This is a genomic window from Rhodococcus sp. AW25M09, assembly GCF_000333955.1.
Lineage (GTDB): Bacteria > Actinomycetota > Actinomycetes > Mycobacteriales > Mycobacteriaceae > Rhodococcoides.
On sequence record NZ_CAPS01000039.1, the window covers coordinates 26,872 to 42,146 of the forward strand.

The 15,275-nt window shown below is 64.2% G+C and carries 17 protein-coding genes; 8 read left to right on the forward strand and 9 right to left on the reverse strand.

Features of this window, described 5'->3' with window-relative positions; all coding sequences use genetic code 11:
• Positions 1–4 precede the first annotated feature (4 nt).
• A complete protein-coding gene (locus RHODMAR_RS07035) occupies positions 5–1,333 on the forward strand; it encodes a hypothetical protein (protein WP_008712844.1) in 1,329 nt (442 codons plus the stop codon).
• Positions 1,330–2,427, forward strand: coding sequence for a hypothetical protein (locus RHODMAR_RS07040; protein WP_008712846.1), 1,098 nt, complete (start codon positions 1,330–1,332; stop codon positions 2,425–2,427). The genes RHODMAR_RS07035 and RHODMAR_RS07040 overlap by 4 nt, the downstream gene beginning before the upstream one ends.
• A gap of 4 nt (positions 2,428–2,431) precedes the next feature.
• Here RHODMAR_RS07040 and RHODMAR_RS07045 read toward each other — a convergent pair whose 3' ends face one another.
• Together RHODMAR_RS07045 and RHODMAR_RS07050 are read right to left on the reverse strand one after the other, a co-directional pair.
• Positions 2,432–2,713 (reverse strand): hypothetical protein, encoded by a 282-nt coding sequence (locus RHODMAR_RS07045; protein WP_051047850.1) that lies wholly within the window; start codon positions 2,711–2,713, stop codon positions 2,432–2,434.
• A gap of 154 nt (positions 2,714–2,867) precedes the next feature.
• Complete coding sequence (locus RHODMAR_RS07050) at positions 2,868–3,401, reverse strand: CGNR zinc finger domain-containing protein (protein WP_008712849.1); 534 nt, start codon at positions 3,399–3,401, stop codon at positions 2,868–2,870.
• A gap of 39 nt (positions 3,402–3,440) precedes the next feature.
• On the opposite strand from RHODMAR_RS07050, the gene RHODMAR_RS07055 reads away from it, so the two are divergent.
• A complete protein-coding gene (locus RHODMAR_RS07055; protein WP_008712851.1) occupies positions 3,441–4,442 on the forward strand; it encodes an EamA family transporter in 1,002 nt (333 codons plus the stop codon).
• Positions 4,443–4,467: 25 nt separating this feature from the next.
• Here RHODMAR_RS07055 and RHODMAR_RS07060 read toward each other — a convergent pair whose 3' ends face one another.
• Positions 4,468–5,112 carry a TetR/AcrR family transcriptional regulator gene (locus tag RHODMAR_RS07060; protein ID WP_042938298.1) on the reverse strand — a complete coding sequence of 215 codons (645 nt, stop codon included), beginning with the start codon at positions 5,110–5,112 and terminating at the stop codon, positions 4,468–4,470.
• 73 nt (positions 5,113–5,185) lie between these two features.
• Between RHODMAR_RS07060 and RHODMAR_RS07065 the strand changes: the two genes are divergently transcribed.
• Genes RHODMAR_RS07065 through RHODMAR_RS07075 form a run of 3 tightly spaced genes read left to right on the forward strand, consistent with a single transcriptional unit; the run spans position 5,186 to position 8,271 of the window.
• Complete coding sequence (locus RHODMAR_RS07065; protein WP_008712855.1) at positions 5,186–6,052, forward strand: SDR family oxidoreductase; 867 nt, start codon at positions 5,186–5,188, stop codon at positions 6,050–6,052.
• A 31-nt stretch (positions 6,053–6,083) separates the two neighbouring features.
• Positions 6,084–7,574, forward strand: a complete 1,491-nt coding sequence (locus RHODMAR_RS07070) for a flavin-containing monooxygenase (protein ID WP_008712857.1) — start codon at positions 6,084–6,086, stop codon at positions 7,572–7,574.
• Between the two features lie 22 nt (positions 7,575–7,596).
• On the forward strand, positions 7,597–8,271 hold the full coding sequence (locus RHODMAR_RS07075) for an NADPH-dependent F420 reductase (RefSeq protein ID WP_008712858.1): 675 nt from the start codon (positions 7,597–7,599) through the stop codon (positions 8,269–8,271).
• Positions 8,272–8,291: 20 nt separating this feature from the next.
• Here RHODMAR_RS07075 and RHODMAR_RS07080 read toward each other — a convergent pair whose 3' ends face one another.
• From RHODMAR_RS07080 to RHODMAR_RS07090, 3 genes are all read right to left on the reverse strand, one after another.
• Positions 8,292–8,573, reverse strand: a complete 282-nt coding sequence (locus RHODMAR_RS07080) for a protealysin inhibitor emfourin (protein WP_008712860.1) — start codon at positions 8,571–8,573, stop codon at positions 8,292–8,294.
• A gap of 10 nt (positions 8,574–8,583) precedes the next feature.
• The gene (locus RHODMAR_RS07085) at positions 8,584–9,657 is read right to left on the reverse strand and encodes a M4 family metallopeptidase (RefSeq protein WP_008712862.1); all 1,074 of its coding nucleotides are present in this window, start codon (positions 9,655–9,657) and stop codon (positions 8,584–8,586) included.
• A 91-nt stretch (positions 9,658–9,748) separates the two neighbouring features.
• A complete protein-coding gene (locus RHODMAR_RS07090) occupies positions 9,749–11,422 on the reverse strand; it encodes a phospholipase D family protein (RefSeq protein ID WP_008712864.1) in 1,674 nt (557 codons plus the stop codon).
• A gap of 54 nt (positions 11,423–11,476) precedes the next feature.
• Here RHODMAR_RS07090 and RHODMAR_RS07095 point away from each other — a divergent pair, with 54 nt between their 5' ends.
• Complete coding sequence (locus RHODMAR_RS07095) at positions 11,477–12,325, forward strand: aldo/keto reductase (RefSeq protein WP_042938319.1); 849 nt, start codon at positions 11,477–11,479, stop codon at positions 12,323–12,325.
• Between the two features lie 52 nt (positions 12,326–12,377).
• On the opposite strand, the gene RHODMAR_RS07100 is transcribed toward RHODMAR_RS07095, so the two are convergent.
• Together RHODMAR_RS07100 and RHODMAR_RS07105 are read right to left on the reverse strand one after the other, a co-directional pair.
• Positions 12,378–13,019, reverse strand: coding sequence for a 3-oxoacid CoA-transferase subunit B (locus RHODMAR_RS07100; RefSeq protein ID WP_008712868.1), 642 nt, complete (start codon positions 13,017–13,019; stop codon positions 12,378–12,380).
• Positions 13,016–13,777: a CoA transferase subunit A gene (locus RHODMAR_RS07105; protein WP_008712870.1), complete on the reverse strand. Its 762-nt coding sequence runs from the start codon at positions 13,775–13,777 to the stop codon at positions 13,016–13,018. The genes RHODMAR_RS07100 and RHODMAR_RS07105 overlap by 4 nt, the downstream gene beginning before the upstream one ends.
• A gap of 135 nt (positions 13,778–13,912) precedes the next feature.
• On the opposite strand from RHODMAR_RS07105, the gene RHODMAR_RS07110 reads away from it, so the two are divergent.
• A complete protein-coding gene (locus RHODMAR_RS07110) occupies positions 13,913–14,701 on the forward strand; it encodes an IclR family transcriptional regulator (protein ID WP_008712871.1) in 789 nt (262 codons plus the stop codon).
• On the opposite strand, the gene RHODMAR_RS07115 is transcribed toward RHODMAR_RS07110, so the two are convergent.
• Entirely contained in the window at positions 14,698–14,970 is a 273-nt protein-coding gene (locus tag RHODMAR_RS07115; protein ID WP_008712873.1) for a hypothetical protein, read from the reverse strand. The genes RHODMAR_RS07110 and RHODMAR_RS07115 overlap by 4 nt on opposite strands.
• Between the last annotated feature and the right edge of the window lie 305 nt (positions 14,971–15,275).

Consider the following 15,275-nt stretch of genomic DNA (forward strand, 5'->3'; position numbering starts at 1 on the left):
TCTCGTGCTCGAAGGTAGAAGATACGACGCCATCATCGACGCATCCGTCATCGTCACGGTGGTTGCCCTGGGGGTCGTCGCGGCCGGGCTGCTTCGATCGCCGGAGTCCGCTGTGGCGGAGCGAGATTCCTCGATCGTGTCCGAGCCGATCGAATATCCGGTGGACATTCCCGGGTGCTCGGAGGTCGAGCCGCCTCCGTCGAGCGAGGGAGAGAGGGTGTCTTGGTCCTCGCTCGGTGGGTCCTCGCCGTCCTACGACAACCCGGCTTATTCGTGGCTCACCTCGAGCAAAGCCGGTGCCATGTCGGCTGCCGTGCTGGCCGCGCTTCCCGGCGATGTCACCGTCGAACTGGCCGCCCCATCCCAGTCGCTGACCTTTCAACCTGTCGACGATCTCGGCGGTGCTGCGCCGGACGGTTTCGAGCCCAGCACCAGCGCGAGAGGTGAATTGGCTCGGGCCGACTCGTCTGCCTACGCGAGCATCGACGTCCGACCGTCGGACACCGGTGTCCCCGCTTGTGTCGCAGGCGCTCTCGATGCGCGAACCACCGAGCTCGACGGCACCGTCATCGATACCAACGACGGTTGGTATGAGTTCGACGGTAATCGAACTCACTTCCGCTCGGCCACCGCGTATCACCCGGACGGGACGCTGGTGACCGCCAATCTCACCACCGACAACACCTCGGCCGAATTCCCTATGGAGACATCCGAATTGGCCCTCGTCGCCGCACTGCCGGAGCTGAGAGTCACGGTTCTTGCTCCGGTCGGCACTCCCGGTCCACGACAGGACTGCTCCGTCACATCCGACGAGAACGGGACCGTCGCCGATATTCGGGCCGAGTCCGTCGAGGCGGCGAACGACGCGTTGACGATCACGTGGGAGTCGATACCCGATGCGCCGCCGCTGAACCGACCGATCGGGTCCCTTGTTCCCGGCTATTACGGTTCCGGGGTGTGCGCCGATCTCGAAGTCGTCGGTACCGATATCGGAATTTCTATCTCCGTGTCCGGAGGAGCGGCACTGCCGGTGGCCTTGGATCCCTACGACCCCGAGAATGCGTACGGACCCGTCGTCGAGTTCCGAACGCTGCCCGACGGTTCGGTGGTCGAAAGCTACGACGCCGATATCGTCAACAGCATGACGTCCGAGGACGGCACCACACAGTTGGCGCGTTCGGTGACTGTGACGCGACCGTCCGGGGTACAGGTGTCGGTCCGCTCGACGGTGGACCTCGCCCGCACCCAGTACGCACCGATGGTGTTACCGGAACCGTTACCGTTCGAGATTCTCGACGCGGTGGCCCAGGCCCCGATTGCGCAGTGGCCATGACCGATTCACAGAGAAGATCGACGATTCGCGCGGCGGTGGCGATCGCGGTTGCCGCCGTCTCCGTCGTCGTCGCCGCAGTCGTCGTGGTATCGATGCAGGACGATCCCGTCGAACAGCCGTCGGGCATCCAGGCGATGACACCGACGTACTCGGAGGAGACGACGGACACGCAGGCGCCGACCGGGCCTATCCTCGATCCGACGTGGCGGATCGATGCCGAGACGGTGTATGGACGTGAGTTCGCCGCATTCCGTTCTCCCGCAGCAGATCTACAATACGATTCGAGCGTGACCGGTGTGATCGACGCCGGTGATGTTCTCGTCACCGCTGTCGGCCTGCCGAATCCGCGCTCCTACTCGGTGGATGCGATCGAGTTCGTGGCCATCGATTCCGACGACGGCGGTGTCCGGTGGAAGAAGTCACCCGGGAGCGTCGACGAATGTGCAAGTGTTCCCGTCGGCGATGACATCGTCTGTCTGGATTCGTATTCCGACGTGGCGTCGATCGTGAGGATCGGCGTGGACGACGGAGAGGTACTGAGAACCCCGATCCCCGAGGACTGGTTTCCGTACGCCATAGAGAGCGACGGGGCATCGGTGTACCTGCTGGAGGGGAACCCCGAGGACAGTGAATCGGTGCTGCACGGCGGATCGCCGGATGCCCTGGACCGGATGTGGTCGCGGCCGATCACCTCGTTTGCGGGGTGGGACGGCGTCGACGGCACGCTGATTCACGTCGCCGACGAGCGCGGACTGGTCACTCTCGGCGGTGAGTCGACATTCTTCGACCCCCGCACCGGGCAACCACTCGACGGCCTCGAATTGACCTCTGATGGCGTCGTTGTCGACAACAACGGCACCCAGCTGTGGCAACTACGCGACACGTACGCGTCGGATGCCACTATCGGTGACACCGTCTACTCCATCGATGGTGAAGCGGTGGTGGCGACCACCGCCGGTGACATCCGATGGCGCTGGCCGCTTGCCGACGGGGCTCGCGGTTTCACGGAATGGGGTTCGATCGTCCAGACCCGGTCGGGTGTGTACTTTCTCGGAAACGACTCGATGGTTCGCCTCGAATCGGTCCCGACCTGAGCCGCTAGTCGCGGTGCGGCGTTCGTTCGCCGGTGCGCGGGTCGACATCGAACAGTTCGTCGGTGTGGTCCGGCGCGTAGACCACCTGCGTGGACTCGCGAGACCGACGGCGTGCGCCTTCGCGAACGGCGAAAAAACCGCCGGTGAACAGCACTATGACGGCGACACCTGCGACTATTGCCCAGCCCTCGAAGCCGCCTGCGATTGCGGCGATCAAGCCACCGATTGCGGCTATTCCGGCGAAGATCATGACGACGGCCAGCATGTTCACGACAGCTCTGGACATGCTGGATGTGGAAGGCCTTTTCTCGACCATGGGGGTAATTCCTTTCGATCAGCTCCAGCCCGGAGTACCCGAAAGTCGATCGATTAAGCCCTGAAACGGTCAGTGGGCGTCGTCACTGAGCCTTGCGAGCGAATGATCGAGCCTTGCGAGCGAATTACTGGGCCTTGCGCGCGCGGTATGCGGCGACGGCCGCGCGGTTCCCGCAGGTGGTACTGCAGAACCGACGGGACCGATTGCGTGAGAGGTCGAGGACCAACCCGTCGCAGTCCGGATCGGCACAGACGTCCAGGCGGGAGAGCTCGTCGGCGCGGATGACATCGATCATGGCCATGGCGGTCTCGACGACGATGCGCGTCGCGAGTGGACTGTCGTCGGCGACGGCGTGAACGTGCCAGTCGAGGTCTCCGTGGCGCACCAGTCGAGGCAGAGCCGAGGATTCGGCGAGCAGTCGGTTCACCTCGATCACCGCATCGTCGCGGCTGCTGGTGAGCAGTGACCGCAGGGTCGGCCGGAGGGCCCGGACGGCGTCGAGCTCGGCATCGTCTCCGTCGAACCGGCCCGAGTAGCCCTGCTCGGAGATGAACTCGGTCAACTGCTCGCGTGTGGTCAACGTGTCCGGTTCCTCGGCGGTATTGACCAGTGCCACGGCGGACAGAAGCGACAGTTCTGCGTCATGAGCAAAAAGCATGTTGACACCTTACCAACTCGATATCTACTGTCACATGTCATGACGGCTTACACTCATGACGCGCATGCCGATGGCGCGGTCGCTCACGACGCTGCGGCGCGGTCGCGTCGATTCTCGGGACTTGGTTTCGCGCTGCTCTCGGCTGCGTCGTTCGGGTTGTCCGGATCATTGGCCAAGGGGCTGCTCGACGCAGGGTGGACGGCCGGAGCAGCGGTGACCGCGCGCATCGTGCTCGCCGCAGCGGTTCTGTTCGTTCCGTCGATCCTGGCTCTGCGAGGGCGCTGGGTTCTGCTGCGTCAGAACTGGAAGTTGATCGCCGCGTACGGAGCGTTCGCGGTGGCAGGCTGCCAGCTGGCGTTCTTCAATGCCGTCGGACGCATGGAAGTGGGGGTCGCGCTGCTCATCGAATTCACCTCACCCGTGGCCGTCATCGGATGGATGTGGTTTCGCCACCAGCAGCGTCCGGGCCGCCTGACTGTGGTCGGTGCACTGTTGGCCGCGATGGGTCTGGTGCTCGTGCTCGACCTGATTTCCGGTGCCGACGTCGACACCGTGGGAGTGCTGTGGGCGCTCGGAGCCATGGCCGGGGCGGCCGTCTACTGGGTGCTGTCTGCGGACGAGAGCAACGGACTTCCGCCGATCGTGCTCGCCGGCGGTGGACTGCTCGCGGGTGGGCTCATCCTGCTGCTCGCCGGACTCGTCGGCATCGTGCCGTTCGCGGCCCCGCTCACCGACGTCACCTTCGTCGACGCCGTCGTGCCGTGGTGGGTTCCGATCATCGGGCTCGGAGTGGTCACGGCCGCGCTGGCGTACGTCCTCGGCATTGCCGCGGGGCGACGCCTGGGTTCGAGGTTGGCCTCGTTCATGGGATTGATGGAAGTTGTTGCGGCACTGGTGTTCGCGTGGCTACTGCTCGGCCAGGCACCGGCCCCGATCCAACTCGCCGGTGGCGTACTGATTCTGCTCGGCGTCGTCGTCGTCAAATCCGGAGAACACTCCACCGCGCACGAGCCCGTGGAGCCGCTGCAGAGCAGGCCCTGAGCGAAGTACGTCCTGTAATTCCAGCTCAGCCGTCGACGCGGCCGAACACCACCGCGGCCAGAATGGTGTGGGCGCTGGCGATCACGGAGTCGAGTGGTTCGCGTTCGGGGGAGAGGAGCCACTGTTGGGCGATGGTGAGCACTGCGCCCACCAGCCCCATTGCGAGCGTCCGACGGTTGGGCCCGGCCAGACCCCGGCTGGAACCGACGGCCTCGGCCACCTGCAATACCGTGGCGGAGAACGAGGTCGTCGTCTTGCGGTACAGCGCGTCGACGACAGGGGAGACGCCCAAGATTTCGACGAATGCGATGCGGGCGGACTTGGGCTGCTCGGCAACGAAGGTGAAGAAGCCGGTGAGCGCTCCTCGGAGAACCTGTTCGCTCGAGTCGGTCTCGCCGGCGGCACCTGCGAGGATCTCCTCCCGCATCGCGTCGGTGGCGCGGGCGTAGGTCGCCATCAGCAAGTCCTCGCTGTTGGTGAACGACTCGTAGAAATAGCGCTTGGTCAGTCCGGCCTCGGCGCACACCCGCTCCACAGTGGCCGTCCGGTATCCGGTGGTGCCGAACACTTCGACAGCGGCGTCGAGCAGGCGCGTTCGACGTTCCTGCTGTCGCTGCTGCGGGGGCGCACCGCGATAGGTACGACCGACTTCACTGTGATTGGTAGTCACAGGAAGATCTTGACACCGCTCGGTATCAGATGCAAAGTGTTCGCAAGCAAGCATTTCGATCGAGGGGGAGTAGATGGCGGCGTCGACGCTACGAAACAAGGTCGTTCTGATCACCGGAGCAGCCAGAGGGATCGGTGCCGAGACGGCGCGGGCGCTGGCGGGGCGAGGCGCTCGACTCGTCCTGGTCGACGTCGACGAAGCCCCGCTCCGTGAGTTGGAAACCCAGCTGAAAGCCGTCGCGTTCGTTGCCGACGTCCGGAATCTGGACGAGATGCAGCGCGCCGTCGACGGCGGAATCGAGGCGTACGGGGGCATCGATCTGGTGCTCGCCAATGCGGGAATCGCCAGCTACGGCTCGATCATGCAGGTCGATCCGGCAACGTTCCAGCGCGTCATGGACATCAATGTGATGGGTGTGTTCAACACCGTTCGAGCTGCGTTGCCGTCGCTGATCGAACGGAACGGTTATATCCTCGTCGTCTCGTCACTCGCGGCGTTCACCCCGTGCCCCGGCTTGGCTTCGTACAACGCCAGCAAGGCCGCGGCCGAACATTTCGCGAACGCGCTTCGCCTCGAGGTCAACTACCGGGGAGTCGACGTGGGATCTGCGCACATGGCGTGGATCGACACCCCGATGGTGCAGGACGCCAAATCCGATCTCACTGCATTCCAGGATCTGCTCGCGGTACTACCGGGCCCGCTGGGCAAGACGATGACCGTCGAGCAGTGCGTCGACGCGTTCGTCGACGGCCTGGCCAAGCGCAAGCGCCGTGTCTACGTGCCGCGGTGGGTTGGCGCAGCCTCCTGGTTCAAGGCCGTCATCACCTCACGGATCGGCGATCGCAGCATGCTCGAGCACGTGCCGACGATCCTGCCCAAGATGGACCAAGAAGTAGCGCGCCTCGGTAGATCCGAGAGCGCTCGCAACAAGACCAGCTGACCCCCCCCACACCGAAGGAATCGTTGCCGATATGACTGCCGTACTGCCTTCCCCCGAGGTCGATGTCCTCATCATCGGTGCAGGACTGTCCGGGATCGGTGCCGCGCGCCATCTCGGGCACGACCTGCCCGGCAAGACCTACGCAATTCTGGAAAGTCGCGGCGCTATCGGTGGCACGTGGGATCTGTTCCGCTACCCGGGAATTCGCTCCGACTCCGACATGTACACCCTTGGATACAGCTTCAAGCCGTGGATGGGGGAGAAGTCCATCGCCGACGGCTCCGATATCCGCGAATACATCGTCGACGCCGCCCGAGAAGCCGGTGTCGACAAGCACATTCGGTTCCATCACAAGGTGGTGGGGCTCGAGTGGTCCAGTGAGCAGCAAATCTGGACGGTAACAGCGCAACGTACCGACACCGACGAGACGGTGACCATCACCGCGTCGTTCGTGTTCTCCTGCAGTGGTTACTACAACTACGACAAGGGGTTCACTCCCGAGTTCGCCGGCCAGGACAACTTCGCCGGACAGGTGATCCACCCGCAGCACTGGCCCGAGGACCTGGACTGGTCCGGCAAGAAGGTCGTCGTCATCGGCAGTGGTGCAACGGCTATCACGTTGGCTCCCAATCTCGCCCGTGACGCCGAGCATGTCACTCTGCTGCAGCGTTCGCCCAGCTACGTGCTCTCGCTCCCCTCCAAGGATCCGATTGCGCAGACACTGCGCCGTAGACTGCCGAAGAAGTTGGCGTACAGCGTCACCCGTCTGAAGAACGTGTCGATGGCGATGCTGATCTACACGCTGAGTCAGAAGTACCCGGAATTCATGAAGAAGCGGATCCGTAAGCTGCAGGAGGGCTGGCTGCCGAAGGGATACGACCTCGACACTCACTTCACCCCGTCCTACAACCCGTGGGATCAGCGTCTGTGCTTGGTGCCCGACAACGATCTGTTCCGGGCCATCCGCAAGGATCAGGTCTCGATCGTCACCGATCACATCGACACCTTCACCGAGACCGGCCTGAAGCTGAAGTCCGGCGAGCACCTCGATGCCGATATCGTCGTCACCGCAACCGGATTGAACCTTTCCGCGCTCGGCGGGGCCCAGTTCCGCATCGACGGCAATGATGTCGACCTGCCCAGCACCATGGCCTACAAGGGCATGATGCTCACCGGGATCCCGAACTTCGCCTTCGTCGTCGGCTACACCAATGCGTCGTGGACGCTCAAGGCAGACATGGTCTCGAACTACGTCATGCGACTACTGGCGCACATGGACGAGAACGGATACAGCACCGTCGAACTCGAGCGTGACCCGTCCATCGGTGAGGAACCCTTCCTCGACTTCGCGGCTGGTTACGTGTTGCGCGCGGTGGACAACTTCCCCAAGCAAGGCAGCGAAACCCCGTGGAAGCTGCGAATGAACTACTTCCGGGATCTGCCGGTGCTGCGGTACGGCAAGCTCGTGGACAGCGCCATGAAATTCGGCCGACCACGGTCGAAGGTCTCGATCGGGTCCTGACGGGAATTGTTTCGGATCGGGCGTGTTGGTTCCGAGTATGAAAATTGGAATCATCGGCAGTGGATTCATCGGCGGCACGCTCGTTCGCAACCTGACGGCGCTCGGCCACGAGGTTCGGTTCTCGAACTCACGTGACCCCGAGACGCTCGCGGAGCTGGCGTCGGAAACCGGCGCGACGGCTGTCTGGGCCGCCGACGCCGCACAGGACGCCGACCTGGTCATTCTGAGCATTCCGCAGAAGAACGTGCCGGATCTCGCTCCGGGAATTGCCAGTGCGCGCAAGCCCGGAGCCCCGATCGTCGAGACCAACAATTATTACCCACAGCAGCGTGACGGGCTGATCGAGGAGATCGAGGGCGGAACCCCCGAGAGTGTCTGGGTGTCCCAGCAACTCGGCGAACCGGTCGTGAAGGCCTTCAACGGGATTTGGTACAAGCACCTGCTCGAGAAGGGTGTGCCTGCCGGAACCGAAGGGCGGATCGCGCTCCCGATAGCGGGCGACGACGAGGATTCCAAGAAGTTCGTCTTCTCGGTGATCGACGCTCTCGGTTTCGATCCGTTCGACGCCGGAACACTCGCGCAGTCGTGGCGTCAGCAGCCGGGAACCCCGGTGTACGGCAAGGATTTCGGAGTCGACGCCGCCATCGAGGCGTTGAGCCAGGCAACCGTCGAACGCAGTGCGGAGTGGAAGGCCTGAATTGGCTACCGGCCAGGGATCTACCTGACGCGACCCTCGCGGAGTGTGCGCTCCGCGAGGTCGCGTAGGGGCCCGGTCAGAGCCGAATCCCCGACCCGGCACGAGTGCTGACCCACCGACACGTTCCACACGAACGTGTCGCGGGCAGTCGACTCGGTCGGATCGGTGTGCTGCTGATCGGCAATGTACGGCTGCGCGGCCTCGACCATCGACTGCCATTCGGGCGCGTCCGTTTCGACGACTCCGCGCTTGGACATTCCGGCGACGCCGCCGGTCCGCAGTACCTCGATGCGCAGGCTCATCTGCCCTCGATCACACCCGATCGTCGCTCGGCGTTCCTCTTGTCTGTACTCCCACGGTAGACCAACCCGTGGCCACGGCCCTGGCGACGTCGGAACCGGCTCCGAATCGTTTGTTCGCTGCGGCGAGCGTGGCGGCGGAGAAGCCGGCAAAATCCACTGTCGGCGCGAGTCCACCGACGGTCATCGTGTCGAACCAGACTTGACCGACGCGATCCCATGCCGGACCACCCAACGTGGTGGCGGCGACCGCGAACGCGCGATTGGGAATACCCGAATTGATGTGCACGCCACCGTCGTCATCGGTGGTGACGACAAAATCGTCCATGCTCGCGGGTTGCGGATCCTTGCCCAGCACATCGTCGTCGTAGGCGGTGCCGGGCTCGATCAGCGAACGCAATGCCCTGCCTTGAACGGCGGGTAGGAACAGGCCTTCGCCGATCAGCCACGACGCGTCCTCGGCGTTCTGTTTCGCGGTGTACTGCTCGACCAGAGCGCCGAACACGTCGGAGATCGATTCGTTCAGCGCGCCGGCCTGGTTCTTGTACTCGAGCGGGGTGGTGTACTGCGTGAACCCGTGTGCGAGCTCGTGCGCAATGACGCCCACCGAGACAGTGAATCGACCGAATACCTCGCCGTCACCGTCGCCGAACACCATGCGCGAGCCGTCCCAGAACGCGTTGTCGTAGTCCTGGCCGTAGTGCACCGTCGCATCGAGGGGGAGGCCACTGCCGTCGAGACTCGAGTAGCCGTAGACCTCGTCGAAGAACGCATACGTGGCACCGAGACCGTCGTACGCCTCGTCGGCCGCGGCATCACCGATGGGATCTTGGCCCTCGGCACGCACCTGCCCGCCCGGCAGGTCACGGGTGGACTTCGCATCGGAAATCGTGCGCTCGAGCGTGCCGCCGGTGCTCGGGGCGATGGCTGTGCGCGCCTGGACCACCTCGCGGCCGGCGCGCATCTCTCGATCGGCGAGAAGCGTGGCGCGGGGGCCGGCTCCCTCCAGCCGTTCGAGCAGAAACGGTGGAACCACGGGATGGAAATGGAGTGGGCGAAACGAACCGGAATCGGACCATGACGTCATACGTGACCCCCTACGAGTTGGCGTGATGCCAGTGTGCCCGAGGCCACCGACACGTCGCTGGGGGTGGGGCGTGCTGGGTCGTGCTGGGGCGTCAGAAGCGACGGCGCAGACGCATACCGATCGGGCGTCCGTCGGGGTCGACGAACAATCGGTAGGCGACCGCGGCGAGTCGCTGCTGCCACACGGGCGGCACCGAGATCTCGTGGCGACGCAGTCGGCCGACGGGGCGCTGCGTCGTGGACGGGTTGGCGTGCCAGCTGTCGAGAGCCTTCGCGCTGGCCGAGACCACATCGAAGAACTGTTGTGGATCGACCAGGTCCGCGTCGTCGCCGTCGGCCCGTCCGAGGTGTTCGCGGATCAGCTCCAGCCGTAGGTTCCGCGCGTGGGTTCTGGCACCGTCGCCCAGTCCGGCGGGGTCCAATGGAGCCCGGTCGTCGCGTTGCTCGTCGATGATGGCCGCGGTCAGCTCCGAATCATGCGTCCAGGAGCGGCGATTGAAGTTGTCCGAGCCCACAGCAGCCCAGACGTCGTCGATGATGCAGACCTTCGCGTGTACGTATACCGGTATGCCGCGGTCGTTTTCGATGTCGAGCACCATGACTCGATCACCACCGGCAGCGCGAATGACACCGAGCGCTGCCGAATGGCCCAGCAAAGCAGAGGGAATGGTGAGTGGGCTGTCGTCGTCGAGGTGCTTGGGCACTACCACTATCAACCGGAGGTTCGGTTTGCGCCGTAGCGCCGCCGCGAACACCCGAGCGACGTCGACCGACCACAGATACTGGTCCTCGATGTAGATCAACTCGGTGGCGCGGTCGAGTGCTTTGGAATATGCGCGGGCCGCGCTGCGCTCGCCCTTCGTCGCGAAGGGATACGCGGGGCGTCGCCGCGGATAAGTACGCAGCAACTGCACCGAGCAGGTACCCGCCGGTTCCGGGTGATCCGACACCGGAGGCAGATCCGACGGCTCACGCGTCACTCCGCGGAGAAAGTCTGGAATCGCGTGCCACGGCAGACGCGAGAGCGCGGCGGGATCCTCCCAGCGTTCGCGGAAGACGTCCTCCACGTCCCGCACTGCAGGTCCCTGCAGCTGCACTTGCACGTCATGCCAGGCGGCGATCTCGCCGTACTCGGGTGGGAAGGGACGCGAGACCGGATCGCCGAAATGATCGGCGTCGTCGCGTCGGGCACGGGCCAGATCGATACCACCGACGAACGCGACATCGGCCACCTCGGCCCTGCGATACCGCACGACGAAGAATTTCTGATGGTGGCTACCGAGGGTCAACACGCGCTGGTCGAGGATCACCTCGCCGCCGGCTTCCTCGAGGCGCAAGGCAAGCTTGCGATTTTTCGGCCCGGTGTAGCCGAGAGTCTCCATGTGCGAGCGCCACACCATGCCTTTGACCACGCCACCGCGGTGCGCGACGGCTGTGAGCGCGTCCTCCACGGACGTGCCGTCGTCGGTGAGCAGCTGCTCTGGGTCACCGCGCCAGTCGGCGAAGAACACCAGATCGTCGCGCTCGGCCAGCTCGAGAGCCCGCGCGAGCGCCGCGAAGTACGTCTTGCCGTGGACGAGATTGTCGACGCGGTTGCCCTCGGTCCAGGCCGCGATTCGGGTGTCCTCGTTGCCGCGTTCGGTGGCCGTCAGAAACCAGGGATGCGCCGGATCGAAGTGCCGGGCCGGGGCGATCAGGGCGGAGGTGGATCGGCCGAGGCGTTCGGCGACACCGTCGACTACGCGCCTGATGCGCTGCACTATCACGTTCGCATCATTTCATTCGGTTTGAAGCGGCGGCGGGGCGGGCACCCAAGCTGCATGACTCAGGTACCCAACGTCACGCTCAGAAACGGCAAGCAGATTCCGCAGCTCGGTTTCGGCGTGTTCCAGATCGATCCCGAGGAGACGGCCAAGTCCGTCGAAACGGCTCTCGAAATCGGCTACCGCCACATCGACACCGCTCAGATGTACGGCAACGAAAAGCAGGTCGGCGAAGGCATCCGAAACTCCGGTATCGACCGTGAATCGGTGTTCGTCACCAGCAAGCTCAACAACGGCTTCCACAAGCCCGACGACGCGCGCAAGGCATTCGATCAGACACTCAGTGACCTCGGCACCGATCACGTGGATCTCTTCCTCATCCACTGGCCGCTGCCCACCCGCTACGACGGCGATTTCGTCTCCACCTGGAAGACTCTGGAGGAGTTCGCGGCCGACGGTCGTGCGCGCAGCATCGGCGTGTCGAATTTCCAGCCCGCCCATCTCGATCGCCTCGCGGAGGAGACCGAGACTGTGCCCGCCGTCAACCAGATCGAGGTACATCCCTACTTCGTCAACAACGAGGCATGGTCCTACGGACGCGAGCATGCCATCCCCACCGAAGCGTGGTCGCCTATCGCCCAGGGCAACGTTCTCGACGACCCGGAACTGAAGCGAATCGCCGACGCCACAGGAAAATCCACTGCTCAGGTGGTACTTCGTTGGCACATCCAGCGCGGCAACATCATCTTCCCGAAGTCGGTGACGCAGGAGCGGGTGAAGGAGAATTTCGACATTTTCGACTTCGAGCTCAGCTCTGCCGATGTCGACGCGATCACTGCGTTGGACAAGGGTGAAGAGGGTCGAAACGGTCCCAACCCCGACACTTTCGACATGATTCCCGACTAGGTTCTGACTCTGTGGGCTCGAGCGTTTCGTAACGTTCGAGCCCACAGTCACGTCAGGGGAGGGTCAGGGCCGATCCTGTTGCGGCGGTGACCTGCTCGGTGGTGACGCCGGGTGCGAGTTCGGCGAGTGCGAGGGTTCCGTCGCCGACGACGTCGATGACGGCGAGGTTGGTGATGATGCGATCGACGACGCCTTGGCCGGTCAACGGCAGAGTGCAGGCATCCAGGATCTTCGGATTGCCGTCGCGGTCGGTGTGTTCCATGACGACGATGACCCGGCGTGCGCCGTGTACGAGGTCCATTGCGCCGCCCATGCCTTTGACCATTTTGCCGGGCACCATCCAGTTGGCGAGGTCACCGGTTCGGGAGACCTGCATGCCGCCGAGGACGGCGGTGTCGATGTGGCCGCCGCGGATCATCCCGAAGCTCAGTGACGAATCGAAGTACGCGGCTCCGGCATTGACGGTGACTGTTTCTTTACCGGCGTTGATGAGGTTGGCGTCGACTGCGTCTTCGGTGGGGTAGGGCCCGGTGCCGAGGATGCCGTTCTCCGAGTGCAGGGTGACTTCGACCTTCTCGGTGAGGTATCCCGGGATGAGTGTCGGTAGCCCGATACCGAGGTTGACGTATTCTCCGTCGATCATCTCCGCGGCGGCGCGTTCGGCCATCTGCTCGCGGGTCCATCCTGTGCTCATGCTCGAACTCCTGAACTGATGGTGCGCTTTTCGATGCGTTTGTCCTGTGGCCCGGTGTGTACGAGGCGTTGGACGAACACTCCGGGGAGGTGTACTTGTGCTGGGTCGATCTCGCCGGGCTCGACGAGATTTTCGACCTGTGCGATGGTGATTTTGCCGGCCATTGCGGCGAGGGGGTTGAAGTTCATGGCGGTTTTGTCGAACACGAGATCGCCTGCGGTGTCGCCGGTGTGGGCGTGTACGAGTGCGAAGTCGGCGTTGATCGATTCTTCGAGGACGTAGCGTTTGTTGCCGAACACTCGGGTTTCTTTGGGTGGCGATGCGATGGAGATGGAGCCGTCGGTGTTGTAGCGCCACGGCATTCCGCCGTCGGCGATGGGGCTGCCGACTCCGGCGGGGGTGAAGAAGGCGGGGATTCCGTTGCCTCCGGCGCGCAGGCGTTCGGCGAGGGTGCCCTGTGGGGTGAGTTCGACTTCGAGTTCGCCGGCGAGGTACTGGCGGGCGAATTCTTTGTTCTCTCCGACGTACGACGCGGTGACGCGGCGAATGCGACCGGCCGTCAACAGGATTCCGAGTCCGTAGCCGTCGACGCCGCAGTTGTTGGAGAACACCTCCAGCTCGGTGGCGTCGGTGTTCGCGATGGCCTCGATGAGGGCGTCGGGGATACCGCAGAGCCCGAAGCCGCCGACCGCGATGGTCGCCCCTCGGCCGATGTCCGCGACCGCCTCGGCGGTGGACGCGTAGGTCTTTCCTGTCACAACAGCTCCTGACGTGTTCGTTGAGCAAACGATGACTCCAGTGAACCTGAGCTGGTGTTATATCGGGGGAGTTGCTGCGAACTGCTCGTTCGGCGAACAGTCTCAGATTGTGCGTCCACTGAGCGGACGTAGGATATGCACGTGACCTCACCGGATGCGAACGCGAGCGTGATCGGGAAGATCTGCGCACTGTTGCGCGCCGCGGGAGGAGAGGAGCCGTCGGGTGCCTCGACCACTGCGCTCGCGCGAGCAGCCGGTATCGCAAGGCCCACCGCGCATCGGCTGTTGTCGGCTCTTGCCGACGAAGGGTTCGTCGACCGCGACTCCGCGACCGGGCGCTGGTCGCTGGGGCCGGAGATCTATCTGTTGGGATCGATGGCGGCGTTGCGTTACGACGTCACCGACCAGGCGCGAAATGTAGTGCAGCACTTGGCCGCAGAGAGCGGTGAGAGTGCGTTTCTTTCTGCGCGGCGCGGTGCGGAGACCGTGTGCCTGCTCCGAGTCGAAGGGAGCTTTCCGCTCCGCTCGCACGTGCTGTACGAGGGCATTCGGCTCCCGCTCGGTGTGGCATCCGCAGGCTTGGCGATTCTGGCGCACCTGTCCGACCGCGAGGTCGAGGCGTACCTGGACGGTGTCGACCTGGTGACGGAATGGGGAGAAAGCCACTCCAGCGTCGAGATCCGACACCGCGTCACGCACACTCGGACAACGGGATTCGCCGTCAACCCGGCGCTGCTGGTCGAGGGGAGCTGGGGGCTCGGTGCAGCCGTGTTCGATCGCGCAGGCCAGCCGGCGTGGGCGCTGAGTCTGACAGGCGTCGAAACGCGATTCCGCGACGATCGACGACGTGAAATGGGCAAGTTGCTTCTCGACGCTGCGCACCGACTTACGGTGCAACTGGGTGAGCGGCCCAGCCCCGGCTAGCTGTCGAGTTCGTCCAGAACGTCTGCGGCGTCCTGGCTGCCTGCGGTGGCCAACCTCTGCAACTCCGCTCGGTCGCCGCGTTCTTCGGCGAGCTCGACGAGGAGGTCCACCGCATCAGTACTGCCTGCTTCGGCGAGGGCGCGCAGTTCGTCGAGGTCGTTTCTGGAGCCTGCGAGTTCGACCAGCTGGTCGAGTGCATCCTGATCGCCTCTACTTGCCTGGGCACGCAACGTGGCCAGCTCGGCCGCTGTGGAATCGGGCTCACCCATGGGAAGGAGTGTAGAACGCCTATCGAATTGACGCATCGCAGCAGGTCGCGAGGATGTTCGGGCCCGCGACATCGGCTCCACCGTTTGTGTCGGTGGCCTCGGTTACTCTTCACCTCGTTCGAACATACGTTCTGAACTGGGTCACCGGGGGGGTGAAGACGATGGCAGTACCGACAGTGTCGCTGGAGGCGTTGACCACAGCCGCCCAGGCAGAGAACCGGCACGCCGCCCGCAAGATCGCCGCCTGCTACCGCGTACACCGCGACTGGATCACCCACGACACCGAGCACAAGCACTACAGCCGG